The sequence below is a fragment of the Burkholderia sp. AU28863 genome (assembly GCF_002223195.1).
GTDB classification, from domain to species: Bacteria; Pseudomonadota; Gammaproteobacteria; order Burkholderiales; family Burkholderiaceae; genus Burkholderia; species Burkholderia sola.
In genome coordinates, this window is the sequence record NZ_NKFE01000005.1 from 680,540 (window position 1) to 703,200 (window position 22,661).

Annotated in this window: 17 protein-coding genes and 1 pseudogene; 13 read left to right on the forward strand and 5 right to left on the reverse strand. The window is 67.3% G+C overall.

What is annotated here, in order from left to right; all coding sequences use genetic code 11:
* Positions 1 to 94 precede the first annotated feature (94 nt).
* Entirely contained in the window at positions 95 to 844 is a 750-nt protein-coding gene (locus CFB81_RS19560; RefSeq protein ID WP_089436224.1) for a phage tail tip lysozyme, read from the reverse strand.
* Between the two features lie 260 nt (positions 845 to 1,104).
* Positions 1,105 to 3,405, reverse strand: a complete 2,301-nt coding sequence (locus CFB81_RS19565; protein ID WP_256976268.1) for a hypothetical protein — start codon at positions 3,403 to 3,405, stop codon at positions 1,105 to 1,107.
* Between the two features lie 443 nt (positions 3,406 to 3,848).
* On the opposite strand from CFB81_RS19565, the gene CFB81_RS19570 reads away from it, so the two are divergent.
* Positions 3,849 to 4,403 carry a hypothetical protein gene (locus CFB81_RS19570; RefSeq protein WP_256976269.1) on the forward strand — a complete coding sequence of 185 codons (555 nt, stop codon included), beginning with the start codon at positions 3,849 to 3,851 and terminating at the stop codon, positions 4,401 to 4,403.
* 203 nt (positions 4,404 to 4,606) lie between these two features.
* Here CFB81_RS19570 and CFB81_RS19575 read toward each other — a convergent pair whose 3' ends face one another.
* Together CFB81_RS19575 and CFB81_RS19580 are read right to left on the reverse strand one after the other, a co-directional pair.
* Entirely contained in the window at positions 4,607 to 5,074 is a 468-nt protein-coding gene (locus tag CFB81_RS19575; RefSeq protein WP_069618431.1) for a lytic transglycosylase domain-containing protein, read from the reverse strand.
* Positions 5,075 to 5,247: 173 nt separating this feature from the next.
* On the reverse strand, positions 5,248 to 6,684 hold the full coding sequence (locus tag CFB81_RS19580) for a helix-turn-helix transcriptional regulator (protein WP_089436225.1): 1,437 nt from the start codon (positions 6,682 to 6,684) through the stop codon (positions 5,248 to 5,250).
* A gap of 403 nt (positions 6,685 to 7,087) precedes the next feature.
* On the opposite strand from CFB81_RS19580, the pseudogene CFB81_RS35620 reads away from it, so the two are divergent.
* The 10 genes and pseudogenes from CFB81_RS35620 to pilV all read left to right on the forward strand — a co-directional run.
* Positions 7,088 to 7,241: pseudogene (locus CFB81_RS35620) on the forward strand (IS256 family transposase); the annotation flags it as partial.
* 476 nt (positions 7,242 to 7,717) lie between these two features.
* On the forward strand, positions 7,718 to 8,926 hold the full coding sequence (locus tag CFB81_RS19585; RefSeq protein ID WP_256976270.1) for a toxin co-regulated pilus biosynthesis Q family protein: 1,209 nt from the start codon (positions 7,718 to 7,720) through the stop codon (positions 8,924 to 8,926).
* Positions 8,926 to 10,659, forward strand: coding sequence for a PilN family type IVB pilus formation outer membrane protein (locus CFB81_RS19590; RefSeq protein ID WP_069618428.1), 1,734 nt, complete (start codon positions 8,926 to 8,928; stop codon positions 10,657 to 10,659). Before CFB81_RS19585 ends, CFB81_RS19590 begins: the two co-directional genes overlap by 1 nt.
* Before the next feature lie 25 nt (positions 10,660 to 10,684).
* Complete coding sequence (pilO2, locus tag CFB81_RS19595) at positions 10,685 to 12,001, forward strand: type 4b pilus protein PilO2 (RefSeq protein ID WP_089436227.1); 1,317 nt, start codon at positions 10,685 to 10,687, stop codon at positions 11,999 to 12,001.
* 13 nt (positions 12,002 to 12,014) lie between these two features.
* A complete protein-coding gene (pilP, locus tag CFB81_RS19600) occupies positions 12,015 to 12,578 on the forward strand; it encodes a type IV pilus biogenesis protein PilP (protein ID WP_256976271.1) in 564 nt (187 codons plus the stop codon).
* A gap of 4 nt (positions 12,579 to 12,582) precedes the next feature.
* Positions 12,583 to 14,367: a GspE/PulE family protein gene (locus CFB81_RS19605; protein ID WP_089436229.1), complete on the forward strand. Its 1,785-nt coding sequence runs from the start codon at positions 12,583 to 12,585 to the stop codon at positions 14,365 to 14,367.
* Positions 14,357 to 15,433, forward strand: coding sequence for a type II secretion system F family protein (locus tag CFB81_RS19610; protein WP_069618424.1), 1,077 nt, complete (start codon positions 14,357 to 14,359; stop codon positions 15,431 to 15,433). The genes CFB81_RS19605 and CFB81_RS19610 overlap by 11 nt, the downstream gene beginning before the upstream one ends.
* Before the next feature lie 103 nt (positions 15,434 to 15,536).
* Positions 15,537 to 16,091 (forward strand): type 4 pilus major pilin, encoded by a 555-nt coding sequence (locus CFB81_RS19615; protein ID WP_089437070.1) that lies wholly within the window; start codon positions 15,537 to 15,539, stop codon positions 16,089 to 16,091.
* A 52-nt stretch (positions 16,092 to 16,143) separates the two neighbouring features.
* A complete protein-coding gene (gene pilM / locus CFB81_RS19620) occupies positions 16,144 to 16,629 on the forward strand; it encodes a type IV pilus biogenesis protein PilM (protein WP_089436230.1) in 486 nt (161 codons plus the stop codon).
* Positions 16,622 to 18,319, forward strand: coding sequence for a shufflon system plasmid conjugative transfer pilus tip adhesin PilV (pilV, locus tag CFB81_RS19625; protein ID WP_089436231.1), 1,698 nt, complete (start codon positions 16,622 to 16,624; stop codon positions 18,317 to 18,319). The genes pilM and pilV overlap by 8 nt, the downstream gene beginning before the upstream one ends.
* A gap of 106 nt (positions 18,320 to 18,425) precedes the next feature.
* On the opposite strand, the gene CFB81_RS19630 is transcribed toward pilV, so the two are convergent.
* Positions 18,426 to 19,532: a type IV pilus twitching motility protein PilT gene (locus CFB81_RS19630; RefSeq protein ID WP_371090891.1), complete on the reverse strand. Its 1,107-nt coding sequence runs from the start codon at positions 19,530 to 19,532 to the stop codon at positions 18,426 to 18,428.
* Positions 19,533 to 19,635: 103 nt separating this feature from the next.
* On the opposite strand from CFB81_RS19630, the gene sctC reads away from it, so the two are divergent.
* Positions 19,636 to 21,399, forward strand: a complete 1,764-nt coding sequence (gene sctC, locus CFB81_RS19635) for a type III secretion system outer membrane ring subunit SctC (protein ID WP_089436232.1) — start codon at positions 19,636 to 19,638, stop codon at positions 21,397 to 21,399.
* A gap of 40 nt (positions 21,400 to 21,439) precedes the next feature.
* The gene (locus CFB81_RS19640) at positions 21,440 to 22,648 is read left to right on the forward strand and encodes a PAS domain-containing sensor histidine kinase (protein ID WP_089436233.1); all 1,209 of its coding nucleotides are present in this window, start codon (positions 21,440 to 21,442) and stop codon (positions 22,646 to 22,648) included.
* Positions 22,649 to 22,661 lie beyond the last annotated feature (13 nt).

A 22,661-nucleotide genomic window follows, 5' to 3' on the forward strand; every position in this document is an offset into this window, starting at 1 on the left:
GCGCGGCGGAACATGCCGCGCAAAAAAATCCCGCCCGGACATCGGGCGGGATCGTGCGGGCTTCAAACGCCCCGGGGGGCGGACGCGTTCGCGTTCAGAGACCTTGCGCGAGGAATTGCTCGGCGTACTTGTTGCGGTTTTCCATTTGCGGATCGGTGGCCTGTTCGTAGTCCTTGTCCCAGACCAGTGCCGCCTGGTCCGCCGTCGTCGTCTGCTTGATGTCGGTGATCGTCTTGCTGTACGTCGTGTCGAGTTCCTGATTCATGAAGCCGATGTTGGCTTCGAGGCTGCCCGGGTCGAGCCCGTGCTCCTTCGCATAGTTGATTTCGCCTTGTTTGCGTGTGCCGCCCCATTGCGCAAGACCCCAACCGTTGGCGTTGTCGTCCGCGAAGTTGCCGGAGGGCGCGCCTGTCGCTCCGCCTTGATTGACGTTGCCTTGCAGCCCGCTTTCCTGCTGCAGGTTGCCGAGCACGCCGGCGACCTGCGCGTCGGTCAGGCCGTAGCGCGATTTGAGGTCCTGTGCGATGGCGTGCGCGGCGTCCCCGCCCGATACATTGGGCAGCGTGTTGCCGTGGCCGCCGCCACTCACGCCGGCCGGCGCGGCGCCGCCGCCGCCGGCATAGGCGGGCGGCGGGGAATACGAAGGCGTACCGCCGCCGATGCCGCCCACACCACCCGCATCGCCTGAATTCTGGCTGGAGGGATCGAGAATCTGCTTGATTTCTTCGATGAGCAATTCGAGCAGTTGTGCGAGCTGCGATTCGTTCGTGCCGCCGATGCCGCCGACATCGTCGATGCCGTTCAGATAGCCGGCGTTATAGCCTTGCACTGCCGTGGTGGACATGATTTTCTCCGCGTGAGAATGACGGTATTCATCAGTTGCTGATGGAGGGCCGATAGCGGCCGCCTGCGAAACCTAATTTATTGCCCGGTGCTTACAGCGCCTTGACGGATGCGAAGCCGTCGCCGGATTGCCGAACCGCCGAACCGAGTGGCGGCCGCGATGTCGATGCAAGCGGCTTGCGGCAGGCGAGCCGCCGCGCCACTGATGCGGCCGCCTGCGCGAACCTTCGTCGTTTCGCTTGCTCGGCGCGGCTCGCGTGCTCAGGCGGTCGTGCGACGCATCATGCCCAGTTCCACCGCGTTGTCGGCGTCGGCCGTTCGCCCCTCGTTCGACCGGTTCGACGGGCTCGACGTGCTCGCGGCAAACGGCAGGCATCCCGCGATGATGAGCAGTGCGCCCAACGCGTTTTCCGTGAAGCTCTTGTGGCCGGCGGACCAATCGCTTCTACCCTCCACGGCGTGATTGACCACGGCGGTGGCGGCATAGAGGGAGAGGAACAGGCTGAGACGCGCGATTCCCGCGCCGGCTGCCTTGTCCCCGAGCTGCCTGGCCGTGCTGGTTTCGGAGGTGTCGATCTTGCCCCAGCTCAGGCGCAGCGTCTTCAGTTCATCGAGCGCCTTGCCCGTGAAGCCGTGCGTCGAGATTTCCGAGGCCACGCGTCCCCCGATCGCATCCAGCCCCTCGCCGGCGGCATTCGCTGCCGAATAGCCGAACAGGCCTTTGATCGCTGCGTTGCTCTTCGTGTGGTGAATGAGGCTGTCGACGTAGGACGTGGCCGACCATTGCGAGCTGCCCTGCGCGGTGTTCACCGCGAGCTGGTTTCCGAAATACGGAATGCCGTTGAGTGCCTGACCTCTGACGGGGCGCTCGTAGCCTGCGTCGTGATTGCCTTCGAGCGGGCGGAACACGTTGATCACGTCGCGCGCCAGGTAGGCGTACGATTTGATCGCGCTCGGCAGCATGCCGGCGAGTTGCCCAAGATGCCCGTTGCCCTCGTCGTTCTTGCCGGCATGGGCCGCGAGGCCCATCGTCGTGATCAGCGCGATGAGCTGCGCACCGTGGCCCGCGTAGGTCTTCTTGTCCGCGGTGCCGGTGTGATACTTGTGCAACATCGCGACCAGGTTGCCCATCGCCGCCGCAGTGAACAGCGAGGCCGTGATGACGCCGCGTGTTTCGGGCCCGGCGCCGGTCTTGTCGAGGACGGCTTCGGTTGCCATCGAGCACAACTCGCGGAAGAGCGTGGCGCCGCCGGTTGCGACGAATTCATGACTGAACGCGTTGACGAGGTTGGCCGTCCACCCTTTGAGCGGTTGCGCGGCGCCGTAGGGGTTCCGAGTCAGCATGTCGCCGACGTTCGAGATGAACGACCGGATTTGCCCCGGCCGGGACAGCGCGGCCGACAGGTGGCTGCTCATCTCGGCGGCCGATGCCGGACGTACGTCTTCGGGTTCCGCGACCGCCGAGATCTCCGCGGGCACCGATGTCCCGGCGGCGGCCAGCGTACGGGTTTCCGGCGCTACCCGGGACGACGAGCTCGGAACGGTTGCCTCGGGCTGGATTTCGGGATCCTGAATTTCGATGTCGTGCGCGACGCGGTGAGGCGCCGAGAAGCTGGCCGGATTCGGGGAGAGAGGGCTCCGGGACGTCGTGTCGTGCTCCTCGGGCACCGAAGGTGTCTCGGGTAGGCGCGACGATGACGCCTTCGCGAGGGAAGGCATCGTGAAAGTGCTTTTTTCCGGCACGGGTTTGTCTTCGGGGGGCTCGGAAACAGCTTTCCCCAGCGCAGCGTTGTGTCGATCGAGGGCGGGGCTGGACGGAGCGGATGAGGAAGCGTCCGATGCGGCGCGGTGGAGCAACGCCGGGTTCACCCCCTTATCGAGCGATAGCGGGCTGCTCGAGCGGGACGTTTCGGGTTTCGATTCGGCCTCGTTCGTCGTCGCGGTTGTCACCCCCGTGGTTTCCTTCTCGTGCGGCAGCGGGCTACCCGAACGCGACGTGGCCGGTTGCTTGCCGGCAGCTTCCGTTTCCACCGGCTCCTGATGTCCAACGGGCGCCGCACTTTCCTGCGATGCAGGCGTGTGTGGCGGCGGTTCCTCGTGTACGGGCAATTCTTCGTTCGACTGCCCGCCCGCCGACAAGTCGAGCACCGGCACCGTCTCGTCTCCGAGAGCCGTACGTTGAGCGCCCAGCTTGCCCGAACCGGGCAGCGACCGTGAGCCTTCACCGTGGCGGCCGATCGCGGAGCCTGACGACGATGATGCGCGCGGCGGCAGCGAGTTGCGCCTGACCGGCAACGGTGCCGCCAGCGGCGGCGATGGGGGCTGCGCCGTCCCGGCCGGTTGCGATGTCGTCGAAAGCGGGCTCGCCGGCGCCGGTGCATCGGTGCCGGTGTGCGCCGGAAAGGCGGGTGCATTGCTCAACGCGCCGAGCAATGCGCCGCCGGAGGGGCGCGGGCCGGTCATCGATGCGCTTCGTTGGCGCGGGGCCGGCGCGGGCTGCGTGTCGTTGCGCGGGAGGTCGAGCGATGATGACCGTACTTGCGTGCTGGTGCTGATCGTCATGACGTTTCCTTTCAGTTGATTTCGATCGTTCGACGTCGCCTCGCGACAAAGGCCTTGATGGACTTGCGCGCTGCTTCATCGCGTCCAGGCGGTCGGCGCGCCTTTGCCCGCCGATTCCGTCTTCGCGCTTTGCGAACGTGGGTTCTCGTGTTGGAAAGGTAAAACGACATAACGATGGCAGCCTGCCGATTCCGAAGTGGCGTGCAAAAAAACGCACGTCGATGCCGGCGCGGGCGCCGCGGCTTCGGATCCCTTTTGCGTATTTCATCGCATGTGCCGCATGCGCGCTTCGCAATTTCGCTCGCCGCGTCGCGTCGCTTGCGTGGCGCAATGCCGTGGCGCATAAGCTTGCGCTTGCATTCCTCGATATCGCTCCGCGTGAGTGGGATGCGGGGACCGTGCCGCACCGACATCGAGCGATGTTGCCGGCGACGGAAATCGTCATGTCACTCAAGGAGTTCGCCATGAACAACTTAGGTATTCGGCCGGGGCTCGTCCAGTCCCGTGTCGCGGAGTTCGAGAAGGGGACGAAGAACGGTGCGGCCGACGGCGCGCAAAAGCAGGCGCCCGCGCGCAGCAAAGGCCAACTGGACGGGCTGTCCAACTTCAAGGGGGCCGCCGGCGCGCCGCCGGCTCCGTCTGCGCCGCCCCGCAACTTTGCCAGCCTGCCGGGGCGCGCGGGGAACGTCGGCGCACAGGTGCTGAGTTCGGCGCTTCATGCCGGCAGTCACTTTCTGCCGCCCGGCGTCGCGTCCACCGCAATGCATGCGGCGGGTGACATCGTGCGTCCATCGGCCCTCGGCGCGGGGGATCCCGTGACGCAAATGGCCGCGATGCAAAACGACTTCATGAAGCAGCAAAACGAGATGACGCGGCTCAACAACGCGAACACGCTGGCGGCCGCGGTCAACCAGCAGTCGCAGGAGCTCACGTCGGCGCTGGCGTCGGTGGGTAACAAGGGCGCCAGCAACATTTCGAACGCCGCCAAGGGGCAGTAACGGCTACGGCGGGCCGCGGCTTTTCGCGCGCGGCTCGCGAACGCCCCGGTTCGTCCACGCTTCCTGCCTGCCTCGTTCCTGCTTCGTTCCGCTTCGCGCTTGCCTTGGCGCTTGCCATACGGGACGACTTCCTCATGCAACGTCGCTTTCTCTCTTGATGACGTGCGCGGGCAGCCGGGTCTCCCCGGCTGCCCGCGCACGTCCTACTGCCCGTCATCCGCCAGCTTCATGCGCTCGACGATGCGTTCCACCGAACGCGCGTAGCGGTCGCGCTCGGCAGGTGTCTCCGAATGGTAGGCGCCGATCGCCTCCCAGGTATTCCCGTACTTGACCATCATCTTGTGCAGGTGCCACGCAGCCACGTAGACGCTCGAGCATGGGTTCATGAGGTCGTCCGCCGAGACGCCGTAGCGCGACAGCAGCGGAAGGTGAATCGAGTTGATCTGCATCATGCCGTAATCGGTCGAACCGTTCCGGTTGCGATGGAGCGCGTTCGCGTTGCCATGCGATTCCTGCCACGCAATCGCGCGCAGCACGACGGGGCTCACATGTTGATAGGCCGCGGCCGCCGCAAAGCAGTCGGCGGTCTGCGCGCGCACTTCGGCGGGGCGTACGGACAGAACGGCAAGCGCCAGCGCGAGCGCTGGCTTGGGTGTGAATAGTCGCTTCATGGATCATCTGGTAAGAGAAGCGGTGCGGGAATCGCTTCGCACCGACGTGCGAATGAAAACGCCGTCCGACCCACGCGTGCGCGTTTCGTCGGACGGCGTGGGCGGAAAAAAGCCGCGGGCCGGCCGTGTTACCGATCGGTGGTGCAGGCGCTTTGGCGCCGCACACGCTGCCCTCAGCGGCCCATCGTCTCCGAGGGCGCTTCCTGGAACACGCGCCGGTAGCCGTTGACCAGCGTCGAACGATGGCGCACGCCCCACTTGTTCGCGACGTCGAGCACGCGCGTGGCCGGTGCGCCGTCGTCGAGCAGATCGCCGCGAATGCGCTCCATCCGCTGGCGCCGGATCAGCTCGCTCGGTGACAGCCCGAGGTGGTTCTTGAACGCTGCCTGCATCGCGCGCTCGGTCACGCCCACATGCGATGCCACTTCGCGCACCGAAAGGTCCTTTTGGTCGAGGTTGTCCATCAGGTAGCGATAGGCGCGGCGGTATTTCGCCGGCAGGCGGGCGCTCACGTCGTCGGAGCGCTGCGCCGTACGCGATGCCTGCATGTGATCGGCCGCGGCGGCGGGCATCGACATGCTGTCCGCGCGCACGTGCTGAATCGAGGCGAGCGCGTAGCGGCCGTAGAACTGCGCGAATTCCTGCGTGCGCATCTGCTGCTGCATGATCTTCGCGCGGCAGTAGAGATAGTCGAGGTACCAGCGCGCATGCTGGCTGCCTTGCGAGTTCGCCGCGCCGGACGCATCGAGCATCGCTTCGGCCAACGGCGTCGCGTGGCCGGCGATCGCGGCCAGCGTGATTTCGAGGCACAGGCTGCGGTGGTAATCGTTGAGGCCGGCCTGGCGGCTCCAGCTCACGTATTGCTTGAGCGTTTCGCCCGCGCTCGTCCGGCCGTCGGCCAGCGAAACGAGCCGGTCCAGGTGCGAGAGTCGTTCGGCCAGCAGCGGCAGCACGGTCCCGGCGGGCTGCGAGCCGGGTACCGGTGCCTCGCTCGGCTCGAATTCCGCGATAGCCGAGCGCCAGTAGATGTGGTCGGCGAGTCGCTCGGCACCGTGCAGTTCGTGCTGCGCGAAGAGGTCCCGCCGCAGCGCCTCCACGAGGTAGCTCCAGCGGCGATCGCCATGCGCTGCCGCCAGCGCGGCCAGTTCGCCGAGGCGATGGCACGCCGCCTGGATCAGGCCCAGATGAAACGAAACGAGTGTCGCACCGACGAGGCTGTCGAGCCGTTGGCGCGGCGTGGCCGCCTTTTCCTCGCCGACGCGCTTGAAGCAACTGAGCGCGACGTTGAACTGGTTGCGGAACAAGGCTTGCCAGCCGGTATTGCGGCACGACGCGATACGGAGATCGTCGCGATGGGCGCGAATGGCTTTTTGCGCGCGGCGATACGTTTCCTCCGCTTCTTCATGGCGGCCGAGCATCAGCTCGAGATCGGCGCAGACTTGCAGCAGTGCGTAGCCGGGCTGAGCTTGCGCCGTGTCGGTATCGGCATGGCGTGCGGCGTGGCGGACAGCGTCGAGAAACTGGCCCTGGAGCATTTTCGAGGCGACGTCCGCAGGGGTGTCGTCGAAAGCGAGGGCCGAGGCGGCGGCGAAGTAGATCGTTGAGAACATGTCGTGCTCCTGACTCGATGAGCGATGCGTTAAGCGGCGTGAAACGATTCGTGAAGCCGTGAGCGCATGTTTTCATCGCGGGCCGATTTAGGCGCGTGTTTGTGATGGTTTGTTACCTTCGGTTTGGCATCGGCATTGGCCGGAGAGGGCGGTGCCGCGGTGGATCTCCACGCACGCGCGGGAGGCCTGCGTCGCGGTTCTTTGATGATTTGTTACGTTTGCCGCCGCCGTGCGCTGTCTGGCGCGGCGCACGGCGAGCTTGTCCGGCTCTTGATGTCTTCGAACGCGCGGTGGGCGGCGAACTGATCCACCACCTGAACTACGGGAAGGGGCGACGCCGAGCCGGCAGGCCGCTCGAGCCGATGTACCCGGTCGTGTTCCTCGACGCCTTGCGAGTCAGGATCCGTCGAACGAGGTCGCGCTCAAACTGATCTGGCTGGCGCTGCGTAACAGTCTTGGCGTCTTGGCCACAGCGGACCGGTTCCCGGCACGATTGGAAGAGCGGCATGAAGCAGTTCGCGCTTGTTTATCCGGAACGATTAAACATTGGAGTCTGAATCTCAATCCGCGTCACACACGGAATTCCGGATACCTCCTGAACGGGCACCCAATTGTCGGCACGCCCGCGAACGGCGCCGTAGCACATTATTGTATCTGGCATATTTCCACGGGCGGCCATTCCGCGATTCGCGTCGAAACGTCAAAAAAATGTGGCGACTGCCGCAGCGCCTTGCTGGGCGGGGCTTGTGGCGTGAGGACGACGTTCTCGCGCCAGCGCCTGTATCATCCATGCCGGCCGAGAAAGAGTGATTTTCCAGGATTATTTTTTACTTAAAGGTGCGGTGTACTTTGCCGTAAACACCCAATGAGCTGTAGTGCTATCCTTACGCGTCGTTAATGTTTTCTTACATAATTTCTTTCGAATTCCTGACGCCTTTCGGTACTGCTTTTAGGGCGGCTATCGGCATGGTTCAAGCAGATTGAAAAGAACGTGGCAACAAAAAAAATAGAGCTTCCGGTGCATCCGAGGTGCATGAGCGACAAGAGGTGGAACCGGGCGAGGGCGAATGTCTGGATAGCGGCGATGCCGCCGGCAATTCGGGCGCTGCTGTGCGGCGTCTGGTTCGCCTGCGCGGTCGCGCACGCTTCGGATCAGCAAGTCATCGTCGACGGCGGGCAGCGCCTGGGCGGCGCCGTGCGCACGGGCGGCCACGGCGTTCCGCTGCTGCGCGCGCTCGAGCAGATCATGCCGACGAGTTACAGCATCAATGTGCCGAACGCGGGCGCATGGGCCGACGCGCCCGTGAGCTGGCGCGCCGGCTCGTCGGTCGTGCAAGCGCTTGGCGAGGTGCTGTCGGTCGATCCTGCGCTGCAGGCGCGCATCGATACGGATATGCGTCTGCTCACGGTGACTGCGCATGCGCGGCGCGCAAACGTTGACGTGCCGCAGCCTTCCGCGCCGGCGGCCGGCGCGGCGTCGCGCATGAACAGTGCCGCCACGAATGCGTCTTCCACCTTGCCCACGGGCGCGGCGGCGACGGCTCCCGCGGCGGGACCCGCCATTGCACGGGCGCAAACCGTGGCGCAGGCGCGCGTTTCGACGTCGATGCCCGCCACACCGGCATCGGCTCGCACACCGGCGGCAGCACTGGCGGTCCCGCCCGTGCCGGCGTCTGCACCGGCACCGGCACCGGCACCCGCACCCGCACCCGCACCCGCACCCGCACCCGCACCCGCACCCGCACCCGCACCCGCACCCGCTCTGGTGATGTCGCCCGCACCGGCAGCCGGGCCGGCCATGCCGGCATCGGTACCGGCACGTGTTTCAGCACCGCCTCGAGCGCAGGTACCCGCGCCCGCAAAGCGGGACGCGATAGAGCCCCCGCTGCTCGCCGCCACGCAACTGGCGTTCCGCCCGGACTCGCCGGCGCCATCGGCGGCGCCCGCCGCGCCGCCGGCGTTCGTACCCGCGGCGGCGCCCGAGCGCACGGAGTGGCAGATGCGCCTGTCGGACGGCTCCGTGCGCAATGCGCTCGCGCGCTGGGCGAGCGAAGCCGGCTGGCAATTCATTTGGGACGTACCGACCGATTTTCAGGTCGACGCGACGGCCACGATACACGGCACGCTCGCCGAAGCGCTGCGTCAGGTGACCAATGCGCTCGCCGGCTCGCAGGTGCCGATTCAGGTGGTCTTGTACCAGCGCAATCGCGTCATGCGCGTCGTTCCCAAAGGAGCAAGTTGATGAGCGTCCTCTGCCGTCCTTTCGTCATCCTCGCCGCGAGCCTCTCGCTGCTTGCGGGGTGCACGGGTCTCCTGGACAAGATCGAGCGCAGCTCGCAGGCCGATACCGCGCGTGCGGGGCAATTGCTCGGCAAGCTGTCGAACGGCGACAACCGCGCGGCGCCGGGCAGTGACGACGTCATCGTCAAGGACGAACTCTGGCTTTCGGGCAAGACGATCAAGATCGCGACGAAATCGACGCTGCCGAAGCTCTTCGACGAGCCGGCGAGCTTCGACGGCACGGTCGATTCGCTGCGCATGTTCGCCGATCGCATTTCGCGTCTCGCGCACCTGCCGGCCAAGGTCGCGCCGGGCACGAGCGAAGCGGCCGCGCGCGCGACGCAGGCCGCGGTCGATATGGGCGGCGCCGGAGCCTATCCCGGCGTGCCGCCGCTGCCCCCCGGCCTGCTGCAGGGGCCCGCGCCCAGCACGAGCGCCGCGACGGTGGCCGCGCGCGTGCCGGGTGTATCCTCGCCCGTGCGCATCGCGTATTCGGGCGGCACGCTGCGCGGGCTGCTCGACACGGCGTCGGCTCGCTTCGGCGTCTATTGGAAGTACGAGGACGGCGCGATCGTCTTCTTCTACACGGCCACGCGCGTCTATCAGGTCGTCGCCATTCCGGGCGACTCGAAGCTGGATACGAACGTCGTGAGCGGGGCGAGCAACAGCGGCGGCGCGTCGAGCAACAACGCGGGGGCCGCGGGCGGATCGGGCGCCGGTGGCGCGGGCATCGGCGGTGGAGGCGGCGGGACGTCCGGTTCGCCGTCGGTGTCGTCGGACAACACCGCGAATATCACGATGAACGCGCAGCTCTCCGTGTACAACGGCTTGCAGACGGCGATCAAGGCGATGCTCTCTCCGGTAGGCTCGGTCATCACCTCGCCAGCCACGGGCTCGATCTCGGTCACCGACACGCCCGATGTGCTCGAGCGCGTGGGCGAGTTCATGGAGCAGCAAAACCGCGTGCTCGCGCGGCAGGTGCTCGTCAACGTGACGGTGCTCTCGGTCACGCTTTCCGCGCAGGACAGCTACGGCATCAACTGGCACGCGGTCTATCAGGCGCTCGGCACGCAGTTCGGCATCACCACCGCGTTCACGAGCATGATCCAGAACCCGAGCGAGCTCTCGGCCACGGTGATCACGCCGTCGAGCCGCGCCTCGAGCACGACGGCCATCATCGATGCGCTTTCGACGCAGGGCACGGTGCACCGCAAGACCTCGGCCTCGATCACCACGCTCAACGATCAGCCCGTTCCCGTGCAGGTGGCCGAGCAGCAAGGCTATCTCGCGCAGATCTCGACGACCAACACCGTCAACATCGGCAGCCAGACGTCGCTCACGCCGGGCACGATCACGACCGGCTTCAACCTCACGGTGCTGCCGCACATCCTCGACGACGGCACGATCATGATGCAGTTCTACAGCAACATTTCGTCGCTCGTGAACCTTGCGCCGTTCGGGCCGGCGAACCAGCAGATCCAGCTGCCGACCGTCGATACGCGCAACTTCCTGCAGCGCATCGCCGTGAAGTCGGGGCAGACGCTCGTCATCAGCGGCTACGAGGGCATCACCGATCTGGATAACCGGCAAGGCGTCGGCCATCCGTCGAACTACGCGATGGGCGGGTTCAACGCCTCCGGCACGCGCGAGGTGATCGTCATCCTGCTCTCGCCGATCGCGATCAACGGCGCTTGACGCGCGCTCGGGCACAGGATCCGTCATGGCGACGCAAGTCATCCAGATCGGCCGCCAGCGTTTCATATGCGGCCTTTTCTGGCAATCGCTCTCGCGCCGGCACGCGCTGCGCGCGGAGGCCGTGGAACTCGCCGCGCGCCTGAATTTCGATGCGATGGTGCTGCGTATCGACCGCACCTTCGCGGGCGCCGGTTTCGCGAGCACGCGCGAGGGCGCGCAACTGGGCTTGCCGTCGCTCGGCGCGCTCGTGTCGAAGACGATCGCGGCCGAAGGCGCGTTTTACGACGGGCGCCAGCAGCCGGCGCCCAACTGGCTCGGTGCGTTCCATCTGCCCGACGGGCGCTGGGCCTACTTCGCGGTGCGCGACGGCGCGTTCCTGCCGAACGGCGACTGGATCGGCTCCAGCGAAGAAGTGTTCGAGCGGCTGCACAGCGATTACAGCCTCGGCGGCTGGAACGTCGTCATCGGCGATCCGCAGCTGGAAGTGCAGGGGTTCCACAACTTCTACGCACGTCGCATCGAGGACATGATCCCGCGCCGGGGCGGCAAGCCGCATTTGCCGCGCTGGCTCAACCTGTCGCGTGTCTCGCGGCGCGCGCCGCGGCGCGAGGTGCTGCTGGCCGCCGTTGCGATCGTGGTGGCGGCCGCGGTTGCGGCCGGCATCGTCGCGTACCGGCGCCACCGCATGGAACTCGAGCGGCAGCAGGCGTTCGAGCGGATGCGCGCGGAGCTCGCGCTGCATCCGCCCAAGCCCGCGGCACCGCCCGAAGCCGCGCACCCGTGGGCCGGCGAGCCGCGGCCCGATGCATTCGTTCGCGCGTGCCTCGATCACTTCACGCACATCGCGCCGGGCGGCTGGGAACTCGACGACTACGTTTGCCGGGCCTCGAACGTCAGCTACAGCTGGTCGCGGGGCGGATCGAACGTGGCGATGCTGATGGCGGCGGAGCCGCGCGCGACGATCGACGGCAACGGCGAGCATGCGAGCTACGTGGAGCCGCTGGCATTGCCCGTGGGGGGAGACGAAGTGCTCGATGGCGTGCGCGGCGTGCGCTTGCGCATGCTTTCCGCCTTCCAGTTGCTGGGCATCGGCCTGACGTTCACGCTGCAGCCGGCAAGCGCGCCGCAGCGCAGCCTCGCTGCGCAAACGCTGGACCGGCTGCATCCGGGCGGCGGCCCGCCCCCGGCGCCGAGCTGGCAGACCTGGCGCATGTCGGCGCAACTGGGCGACGTGCGGCCCGACAGCCTCATCAGGTACCTCGACGAGCCGGGCGTGCGCGTCGAGACGCTTTCATACAAATCCGGGCAGTGGACGCTCGACGGAGTGCTCTATGAGAAATGACGATGCATTGACTGTGCTGGTGCTCGCCTGCTGCTGGGCGTGGCCGTTGGCCGCGTTCGGCGAGACCAGCGCCGCAGCTGCCACGGCCGCCGCGCCCGCTGAAGCGGCGCCGCGCATGAACGTCGTTCCGACGCCGGCCGCCGTGCAGGCAGCCAACGAACTGATGCGGCTACAGGAGGAAACGATGATCCTCAAGGCACAGCTGAAGAAGCTCGATGCGCAGGCGCAGGTGGCGGAGCGGCAAGAAGCGCTGCACCGGATGGGCAGTACCGTCTCCTCGTATTCGGACGTGTCGCTGGTGGCGACACAAGGGCTCGGCAAGAAGCTCGGCGCAACGGTGGCGACGAGCGACGGCGCGGAGTTCGACGTCGGGCCGGGCGATACGCTGCCCAACGGCATGCGCGTGGCGGCCATTCGCCCGGGCGCGATCGTCCTCGCATCGCAAGACGGACGGCGCACGACGCTGACCGTCTCCGCGAGCGCGCGGCAGCAGCCCGCGCGCAACGTGGCGTCGACAGGCTCGCCCGGCGTGCCGCCGGTGCCGACGCTGCCTGCCTTGCCGATGTCTGCGAGGTGACGCCATGAGTTCGTCTCCGACACCTCCGGGCAAGACGCCCAACAGCGTGACGCCGCTGATTCTCTCGCGCGCCGTGAAACCGATCGAAACCGATCCGTCTGTTACGCAGGTTCAGCCCACGGCCCCAGCCGCGCCGGCTCTCGCGCCCGTTGCGCGGCCACGCGAGCCGGTGCTGAGCGCCGTGGCCGCTGCAGCCGCCGCTTCGGTGCAGCCCGCGCAAACGGCGTCGCAAGGCCAGCCGCCGGCGCAGGCGCTGCCGCTCGCCGCAGTGGCGCGCCCGCTTTCCGACAGCGGCGAGTTCGCCGCGAGCGACGAGGAGCGCAAGTTTCTCTGTCTGCTCGACGACGGCACGCTGCTCGTTGCCGAAGGGCACGAAATGAATCCGTTCGTGCTGTCGTACTGCGCGAGGCTCGAACGGCTCAATTGCCGCTATACGACGCGGCTCGTGGCGCTCGATGCGATCAGGCGCAGCTATCAGGGCCCGCGCCGCGACGGCAGTGCCGAGCGCATCGATCACACGCAGATGCAGGTCGTCGCGAAGAACCTGATCACACGAGCGTGCGACGCGCGGGCCTCGGATATCCATATCCGTGTGAACCGCTTCAGCACGGAGATTCTTTTTCGCGTCCACAACGAACTCGTGCGCATGTCGGAGCAGACGCGCGAGTACGGCGAGCGGCTGCTCGCCACGCTTTATGCGGCGATGTCGAGCGTATCGGACAACACGTACAAGCCGAACGAGCGCCAGGACGCGGCCATCGGCGACCGCGACAAGCTGCCGGACCGGCTTTTCGGCGTGCGGATCGCGACGGCGCCCACGAGCGTCGGCAGCGTCATGGTGCTGCGGCTGCTCTACAACGATGCGGGCGAGGCGACGGCCCTGACCGAGCTCGGCTTCACGGTGGCGCAGGCGAACGCGTTCGAGCTGCTCGCGCAGCAGCCGCACGGCATGAACATCATCAGCGGCCCGACCGGCTCGGGCAAATCGACGACGTTGCAGCGCGTGCTGACGAAGCAATTGCGCGAGATGGCCGGCTCGATCCACGTCATCACCGTGGAAGACCCGGTGGAGTACCCGATCGAGGGCGCCGTGCAGACGCCCGTCGTCAACGCGCCGACGGAAGAGGCGCGCTCGCTCGCGTTCGCCGCCGCGATCGCGAATGCGATGCGGCTCGATCCCGATACGATCATGATCGGCGAGGTGCGCGATCGTGCATCGGCGCAAAGCGCGTTGCGCGCCGCGATGACGGGCCATCAGGTGTGGACGACGGTGCACGCGAACGGCGCGCTCGCGATCGTGGACCGGCTCGTCGATCTCGGCTTGCCGATCGCGATGGTGACGGACGAATCGCTCGTCACGGGGCTCATCAGCCAGCGGCTCGTCAAGCTGCTGTGTCCGCACTGCTCGCGCCCGCTGGCCGAGTCGATGGCGCAGCTCGACATGGGGCTCGTCGCGCGCGTGAAGCGGGCCGTCGGCGCGCGGTTCGACGCGGTGCGCGTGGCCGGGCCCGGTTGCCCGCATTGCAAGAACGGCACGGTCGGCCGGACCGTGGTGGCCGAGGTCGTGCGCACCGACGCGACGTTTTGCGAATTGCTGCGCGCCGGGCGCAAGCCCGATGCGCAGGCGTACTGGCTTAGCGAGCTCGCGGGGCAGACGGTCGCGCAGCATGCGCTCGAAAAAGTGGCGGCGGGCCTCGTCGATCCGCGCATGGCGGAGCGCGTGGTCGGCCCGTTCATGCCGGGCAGCGGGGGGCGGCCGCAGCCGCTCGGAAGCGGCTATGGCACTTGAGCTCAACCGGCGCTGGGCGCGCCTGCAACTTACGACGCAGGCACGCCTGCGGCTCTATCGCAAGATCGCGAAAATGCTCGCGAACGGTTTGCCGTTGCTCAAGATTCTCGAGGAGCTCGAGTTGCGTGCGTCGCACGAGGGCCGCAAGCCGAACGAGCCGCTGGCATTGACGCTCGCGGACTGGCGCAGCGTCGTGCAAAACGGCGGCATGCTGGCCGAGGCAATGGCGTGGTGGGTGCCGCATACCGAGCAGATGATCGTCATGGCCGGCGAGCAGTCGGGGCGCCTCGAGGCCGCGCTGCTGAACGTGTGCAACGTCGTGCAGTACAGCCGCCGGATCCGCACGGCCATCGTCGGCGGGTTGACCTACCCGTGCGTGATCGTGGCGATGACGATCGGGTACGTGTACCTCTTCGGCCAGCTCGTGATTCCCCGCTTCGCGTCGATCGTGAGCCCGGAGCGCTGGCACGGCGTGGCGAAGTCGCTCTACGAGCTGTCCCGGTTCGTGCAGGGCGGCATGATCTATTGCCTCGTGGTGCTCGCGATCCTCGTCGCGGCGCTCTTCTACTCGATGCCGCGCTGGTCCGGCAACGTGCGGGTCTGGCTCGACCGCTACCCGCCTTACTCGATCTATCGGCTCATTACGGGCTGCGGTTTTCTCGTCGCGTTTTCGTCGCTGCAGGCGGCGGGCTTCACGGTCGAACGCTCGCTCGCGCGGCTGGCCACCGATGCGAAGCCGTGGCTCAGGCGGCGAATCGACGACATGCTCTTCGGCGTGAAGTCGGGGCTCAACGTCGGCGAGGCGATGAAGAACGCCGGCTACCGGTTTCCTTCGGAGGAGATCGTCGACGATCTGTGTGTGTATGCCGAATACAAGGGCTTCGCCGAGGCGCTGCACGCGATCGCCAACGAATGGATGACCGACGGCGTGGAGACGATCGAGGCGCAGATGCGCGTGGTCAACGGCGCGGCGATCGTCGTGCTCGCGCTCGTGCTGTCGTGGCTCATCAGCGGCTTCTTCGGAATTCAGCAGGAAATTGCGGCTTTGGCTCGGAGTCTGCATTGAGCCTGCCGTGTAATGGCGTGCAGGCGCAGTGCAAACGAACGGGTGTTGAAAGGAGAGGGCACGTGTTTGTCGAGTGCCGATTGAGGAAACCAAGGAGAGCAACATGAAGGTCAAGACCGTCGCATCGATTCGCGCCCGGGTGGGCAGCCGTGGGTCGCGGCGCATGCAGCGTGGCGCCACCCTGCTCGAAGCGATCGCCTATCTCGGGATCGCCGCCATCGTCGTCATCGGCGCCATTGCGCTGCTGCGCGGCGCATTCGGCAGTGCTTCGTCGAATCAGACGGCCGAGCAGGTGACGGCCATCCAGACCGGCGTCAAGAAGCTGTATATGGGGCAGACCAACGGCTACAACGGGCTGGCGACGACCGTCGCCATTGCCGCCGGCATCATCCCGACGACGCTCGTCATCGACACCGCGGCAAATACAGTCACCGATGCGTGGGGTGGCGCAGTAACCGTTACGGGCACTGGCACCGGTACATTCACGATCGAATTCGATTCCGTGCCGACGGACGTATGCATCAACGCGGCATCTGCCGGCGGAACCTGGACGGCCGTCTCGATCGGCGGTGCGGCGCAAATCGTGCCGGTCACGCCCGCCGCCGCGCAGGCGGCTTGTGCCGGCGGTGCGAAGGACATCATCTGGACCTCCGCCTGATCGAGGCCCGAGTATCGGCCTTCGCCCCGATTGACGCCACGAGCCGCCCGCCATGTTCCTGATCTGGATCGTCGCCGCCTTCGCGATGCTGACCGGTGCCTATGCGCTACTCGGCGCCGAGGCGGCGCCGGCACCGCTCGCGCCGTCGGCGATGGCGCTCGCGGCGAACATGAGCGCCTACCGGCAGGCCGTGGTGGCCTACGCGCGCGCCAACCCGTCGTTCGCCGGCAGCGTGCCGGCGGCGAGCCTCGCGCCTTACCTCGGGGCGACCGTTCCCGATCCGATGTGGCGGAACTACGTCCGGCCCAATGCCGGCTATGCGGGCAGCCTGGTCGTGGTCTATGCGGCGTCGGCGTCGGCGGCAGCCGCGGCCGCGGTCGACGGCATCGAGCAGATTGCGCAGGGCTCGGCGCTGGCCGGCGTGGCGCTCGGCGCCAACCTCGTGTCCCCCGGCAACCCGGCGGTGCCGCTGCCGGCCGCCCTGGCGAACGCGATCCCGAACGGCATGCCGGTATGGATGGCGCAAGCGTATGACTGAGCGCACCCGTACCCTTGCCCGCACCGGCAAGCAGCGCGCCGGCCCGCGCGCGCGGCCGGCTCGCCGCATGTCCGGCTTCACGATGGTGGAGATGCTGGCCGTGCTTGCACTTGCCGCATTGATGATGGCGGGCCTCGTCGCGCTCACGAACTCGTCGCTCGACGATACGCGTGCGCAGCAGGCCGCGCTTTATCAGTCGCAGCTGACGGCGGCTGCCACGCGGCTCATTCGGCAAAACTACACGGCGCTCGCGGCCCAGGCCACGACCACCTCGCCGGTGATCGCGAAAATGACCGGCTCGACGTATCAGCTGTCGACCTACCTTCCGAATGCGTTGAGCGGCACGAATCCCTACGGTCAGGCGCCGTGCCTGCTCGTCTACGCGGCCCCGGGCGGCGCCAGCCCGGTGGCGTTGCAGGCGCTGCTCGTCACGGAGGGCGGCCGGACCATTCCCGATCCCGAACTCGGCTACATCGCGGCGAACGCCGGCCCGGGCGGCGGATCGATCCAGGCGACGAACAATGCGATCGGCGCGGCCATCGGCGCCTTCGGCACCTGGAAGATCGATACGCCCAACCCGGCGAATACATCCTGCACAAACAAGAAAACGGGCACGGGCCATCTCGCGAGCCTCATTTTCTACGACGGCACGCAGGCGCAGAACGTCGACTATCTGTACCGCGTGGCCGTGCCGGGCAATCCGCAGGCGAACACGATGCAAGTGCCGATCGTGCTCGCTCGGCAGATCGACTATGCCGCCTGCACGCAGCCCGGCGCCATTGCGGCCGACGCTTCGGGCAACGTCCTGAATTGCGATGGAGCGCAGAACCTCTGGGTGCCGCAGGCGGCCTATCACTGGCGCGAACCGGTGGACGACGAAGCGGCGCTCGCGGGCGTTGCCGCGCATCGGGGCGACGTGCGGCTCATCGCCGCGACGAATCGGGCCTATGCGTACAACGGCGCCACATGGCAGGCACTGGCGGTGGACGAAGCGGGCAATCTCGCGCTCGGCAACGCGCACGACGTCGGCGACCCATGCCCGCCCGCGCCGCAGAATTCGGCCATCGCCCCCGCGTCGGCGAGCACGACGCTCGTCTCCACCGATGCGAACGGGCGCGTGCTGTCGTGCCGCGGCGGCAGGTGGCAAACGCAAAGCGAAATCGAGCCGGCGTCATCGCTCACGGGCTGTCAGCTCGTGATGGCCAACCCGAACGGCGCGGGCGATTACTCGGCCTGCACGGGCCAGCCGGCGACGAACTTCCAGTCGGGCGCCTATTCGTACAACGGCAGCAACGGGACGTACTCGTATACGTTCAGGACGACCGTCAACCTCACCAAGCCGGGGATCATCGTCGCGTCCACGTGGGCGCACCTGAACGACGGCATGTGCAACGGCCCCACCGGCAACCGGGGGCAGCTCTCGCAGAGCATCGACATCACCGACGGCGGCAACCGCAACCTCGGGCATACGGAGAGCCAGACGCCGACGCTTCAGGACGATTCGGGCGGGATCAACAACGCGCTGTCCCAGGCGGGCACGCCCGGCACCTACACGATCGTCGTGACGACCAACTGGGCGACGTACGCCGGTATCACGACGCCGTGGATCAGCAGCTTTTGCGGGGAGTCCGGCCAGACGGTCTGGAACACGCCCGTCGCGGCGGGCTGGACGATCAACTCCTACTACTGAGCGCCCGACCGTGAGCCTATCCATACCGCACACCTTCGCAGCATCGTCACGCACGGCGCGACCGGCGAAAGCGGCGCCATTGCGCCGGCGCCGCCGTCGCGCGGGCTCAGTGCGGCGCGAGCGTCTGCAGCATTTCGTGCAGCTCGAGCCGGTTGTAGGTCGCGCGCAGCACGTCGCGCGGCAGGCATTGCTGCTTCGATACGAGGCTGAAGAGGTGATCGTTGAGCATGCGCGACATGTTGTCTTCCTTGCGCTTCATGAACTCGGCAAGGTACGGCAGCTTGCCCGGATCGGTCAGCAGGCCGCTGATCTGCTGATTGTTGTTGAAGAGCAGTTCGCTCGCGAGCACGAAGTTCTCGCCGTCCTCCGTCGGCACGAGGCATTGGCAGATCACGCCGATGAGGCAGTTCGCGAGCGCGGCCGCATAGCGCTCGCGCTGCTCGGCCGGAAAGAACGACAGCAGTCGCGTGAGCGTGCCGATCGCGCTGCCCGTGTGCATCGTCGCGAGCACGAGGTGGCCCGATTCGCCGGCCTGCAGCGCCGTCTCCGCCGTCTCGGGGTCGCGCACCTCGCCCACCATGATGACGTCGGGTTTTTGCCGCAGCGCCTCGCGCAGGCCGGCCGAGAAGCTCGGTGTGTCGGTGGGCACTTGCCGCTGCGAGACGATCGACGTGCGGCCCTCGAGTTCGTATTCGATCGGCTCCTCGATCGTGACGATGTGGCTGTTGCGCGTGCGGTTGATGTGCTCGAGCAGCGACGCGATCGTCGTCGTCTTTCCCGAGCCGGTCGGGCCCGTCACGAGGATCAGCCCCTTGGCGCTGTCGATCATCGAGCGCACGTACGCGGGCAGGCCGAGCTTGTCGAGCGCGAGCGGCTGCAGCGGCAGGCGCCGGATCGAGATGACGAGCTTGCGGCCGCCATTGGTGCGGTAGATGTTGCAGCGAAGGCGGCAGCGCGTGAGCACGAACGGGCGATCGATCGCGCCGTGCTGAAGCTGCGCCTCCCAGTCGGGTTCGATCGAGGCCAGCGTGGGCAGCATTTCGTCGTGCAGCACGGGCTCCTCGCCGACGGCGAGCCAGCCGCGCGGCGCCTTGATCATGATCGGCCGGTCCTGCTCGATATGGATGTCGGTGAAAGTCTGCCGCAGGTCGATCAATTCGAGAATCTCGCGCGTCAGGTCGCGACGTTCGTGACTCGGAGCGTTCATCGTCAGTGCCCTTCCTATGAAAGATAGTCGGAACTTACATGAAAATTTTGTCGATGTGTCGGAGAAGCACCCGGCGGCGGTGCGTACGTTTCATCGCGGGCGGCGCGTCATGAACTGGGCTCGCCGACTGGGCACCGTGGCCCTCGCCGCCGCGCTCGCATTCGGGGCGACCGCCCCCGTTGCCGAGGCGGCGGCCGTGCGCTGGAAGTCGTCGATCGTCGATTACGAAGCGCAGGGCAAGGACATCAAGGATGTGCTGCGCGACTTCGGCGCGAGCCAGGGCGTCCCGACGCGCATCGCCGCCGATGTGAGCGGCACCGTGAGCGGCAAGTTCCATCTGCCGCCGCGGCGCTTTCTCGATACGCTCGCGGCGTCGTTCGGCTTCGTGTGGTACTACGACGGCGAAGTGCTCGACATCACGACGGCCGCCGAACTGCAGAGCACGCTCGTGAAGCTCGATTCCGCCGATACGGGCGCGCTGCGCAACGCACTCGACCGCCTGCGCATCGCCGACGAGCGCTTTCCGATCGTCTACGACAGCGCGCAGGGCACGGCGCTCGTGAGCGGGCCGCCTCGCTACGTGCAGATGGTGACGAACGTGGCTTCGCGGCTCGACAACAACGCGGCGCATCGAAGCGGCACGCAGGTACGCGTCTTTCCGCTCTATCACGCGTGGGCGCACGACCGCACGGTGCCCATCGACGGCCAGCAGGTCACGCTGCAGGGCGTGGTGGCCGTGCTCAACGGCATCTACCACCCGGGCACGGCCAAGGCCGCCGACAAGCGCGGCGAGGGCGGCCGCGCGGCGAGCGGCGTGAAGCGCACCACGCCGATCAACGACGTGAACGGCAATGCGTACAACGGCCCGTACATTCCGCCGCCGGTGCCGTCGGGCGCGGCCGGCAAGGGCATGTTCGCCGGGCTCACCGGGCAGCCTTCGCCGGCCGTGGCGGCGGCGGTGGGCGAGCCGCCGCCGCCGCAGAACACGAGCACGGCGCCGGCGAGCGACGATCAACTGCCGGTCATCGTCGCGGACCAGCGCACGAACTCCGTCGTGATTCGCGATACGGCCGACCGGATGGATCAGTACGGCAAACTGATCGATCGCCTCGACGTCAAACCGCAACTGATCGAGATCGAGGCGCACATCATCGAGATCGACGACGACGCGCTGCATCAGCTCGGCGTCGACTGGACCGCGCACAACAGCCACGTCGACGTGCAGACCGGTACCGGCACGCTCGCGCAGAGCACCTACAACGGCACGCTCTCGCAGAACTTCGGCCAGACGGCGCTGGCGGGCAATATGCTCGCGGCGGCGACGCCCGTGGGCGCATCGGTGGCCGCCGTGCTCGGCGACGCCGGCCGCTATCTGATGGCGCGCATCTCGGCGCTGCAGCAGACGAAGGCCGCCAAGATCGACGCGAGCCCGAAGGTCGTCACGCTCAACAACATCGAGGCCGTGATGGACAACCAGACGCAGTTTTTCGTGCCGGTGTCGGGATACACGTCGGGCGATCTCTACAGCGTGTCGACGGGCATCTCGCTGCGTGTGCTGCCGATGGTCGTGGAGGAGGACGGGCGCACGCGCATCAAGCTCGACGTGGCGATTCAGGACGGCCAGCTCACCGATCAGACGGTCAGTAACCTGCCGGTGATCCAGAACAGCACGATCAACACGCAGGCGTTCATCGAGGAGGGGCAGGCGCTGCTCATCGCCGGCTATCGCGCGGACAGTGCGACGATGGGCGTGACCGGGGTGCCCGGGCTCTCGAAGATTCCGTTGATCGGCGCGCTCTTCAGGACCGACAACCGCCAGAAGAGTCACATGGAGCGGCTCTTCCTGCTGTCGCCGCGCGTCATCTCGCCGTGATTCACCGCAACCGCCCGCACCGGGGAATGCAGGAGGCCATGTGAACGAATCCCATACTCAGCCGCATTCGCTGCCCGGCGTGCCGCCCGGGGAGCAGCCCGAGCCGCGGCCCACCCCATCGGGCTTGCCCGCCGACGCATGCGGCGAGGGCGCCGCCGATCGCCGCCTGTCCGACGACGACGCGCGCCGCCTGCGCGGCACGCTGCGCGGGCTGCCGTGCGGGGTGATCGTGCTCGATCGCGCGGGCGCGGTCGTTCACGCGAACGCGCGTGCGCTCGAGATGCTGGCGATGACGCTGCCCGCGGGCGTCGATTTCAGCGTGGCGCTGAGCGAGCGCTTCGAGATGACGGACGTGCCGCGGCTGCGCGATCTCGAAGCGGGCCGCGAGGTACGCGTGGACGATTCGACCTTCTGGATTCAGGCGGGCCCCGCCGGTGCGTGCGCCGGTGCGGGGGCGGGCGAATCCGTCATCGCCGTGACAGACGTGACGCCGTTCGCGCGCTCGCTCGACGAGCGAGCCATGTCGCTGCGCTTCTTGCTGCACGATCTGCGCTCGCCGCTCAATTCGATCAGCGCGCTCACGCAGCTCGATGCGAGCGACCCGGAGGCGTTCGAGCGCTGCGGCGGCATGCAGCAGATCACCTCGCTCGCGCAGTACGTGCTCTCGCTCGGCGAGCAGTTCATCTTCTCGTCGGTGACCGAGCATTTGCAGGCGCGCGACTTCAAACGGTTCGATCTGCGCGCGACGCTGCGCCAGATCATCTCGCAGCTGGAGGTCACCGCCGTCTATTGCGGCGTCGCGCTACACTTGTGGCTGCCCGACAGCGCGCCGCTCTGGGTGAGCGGCATGCGCAACTTCGTGGCGCGCGCCGTCCAGAACGTCATCGACAATGCCGTTCGCGCGTCGCCGCGCGGCGAGGCGGTGACGGTGTCGATCCGGCAGGCCGACGGTTTCGCCGAGGTGGTCGTCGACGATCGCGCGGGCGGGCTGCCGGGTCTCGTCGAGGGCGATCGGCTGACCGACTTCGAGAAGCTCGGCAAGCGGACGGCAACGGGCTTCGGTCTCGGGCTCAAGCTCGCCGTGCAGATCGTCGGCATGCACGGCGGCGCACTTTACGCCGAGCTCAACGGACAAGGCGGTACCATGTTCGTGCTGCGTCTGCCTTGCCTGAATCCTGTCGCCGCGAAGCCGCACGCGACATCGCTTGTCGATGCCGACCGCGCGTTGCGCGCGGCGCGCCGCGAGTGAGGCGCCAGCGCGC

Coding starts and splice junctions, on each gene's coding strand:
- CFB81_RS19560 (WP_089436224.1), bottom strand. CDS start 844: ATGTCCACCACGGCAGTGCAAGGCTATAACGCCGGCTATCTGAACGGC.
- CFB81_RS19565 (WP_256976268.1), bottom strand. CDS start 3,405: ATGACGATCAGCACCAGCACGCAAGTACGGTCATCATCGCTCGACCTC.
- CFB81_RS19570 (WP_256976269.1), top strand. CDS start 3,849: ATGTCACTCAAGGAGTTCGCCATGAACAACTTAGGTATTCGGCCGGGG.
- CFB81_RS19575 (WP_069618431.1), bottom strand. CDS start 5,074: ATGAAGCGACTATTCACACCCAAGCCAGCGCTCGCGCTGGCGCTTGCC.
- CFB81_RS19580 (WP_089436225.1), bottom strand. CDS start 6,684: ATGTTCTCAACGATCTACTTCGCCGCCGCCTCGGCCCTCGCTTTCGAC.
- CFB81_RS19585 (WP_256976270.1), top strand. CDS start 7,718: ATGAGCGACAAGAGGTGGAACCGGGCGAGGGCGAATGTCTGGATAGCG.
- CFB81_RS19590 (WP_069618428.1), top strand. CDS start 8,926: ATGAGCGTCCTCTGCCGTCCTTTCGTCATCCTCGCCGCGAGCCTCTCG.
- pilO2 (WP_089436227.1), top strand. CDS start 10,685: ATGGCGACGCAAGTCATCCAGATCGGCCGCCAGCGTTTCATATGCGGC.
- CFB81_RS19605 (WP_089436229.1), top strand. CDS start 12,583: ATGAGTTCGTCTCCGACACCTCCGGGCAAGACGCCCAACAGCGTGACG.
- CFB81_RS19610 (WP_069618424.1), top strand. CDS start 14,357: ATGGCACTTGAGCTCAACCGGCGCTGGGCGCGCCTGCAACTTACGACG.
- CFB81_RS19615 (WP_089437070.1), top strand. CDS start 15,537: ATGAAGGTCAAGACCGTCGCATCGATTCGCGCCCGGGTGGGCAGCCGT.
- pilM (WP_089436230.1), top strand. CDS start 16,144: ATGTTCCTGATCTGGATCGTCGCCGCCTTCGCGATGCTGACCGGTGCC.
- pilV (WP_089436231.1), top strand. CDS start 16,622: ATGACTGAGCGCACCCGTACCCTTGCCCGCACCGGCAAGCAGCGCGCC.
- sctC (WP_089436232.1), top strand. CDS start 19,636: ATGAACTGGGCTCGCCGACTGGGCACCGTGGCCCTCGCCGCCGCGCTC.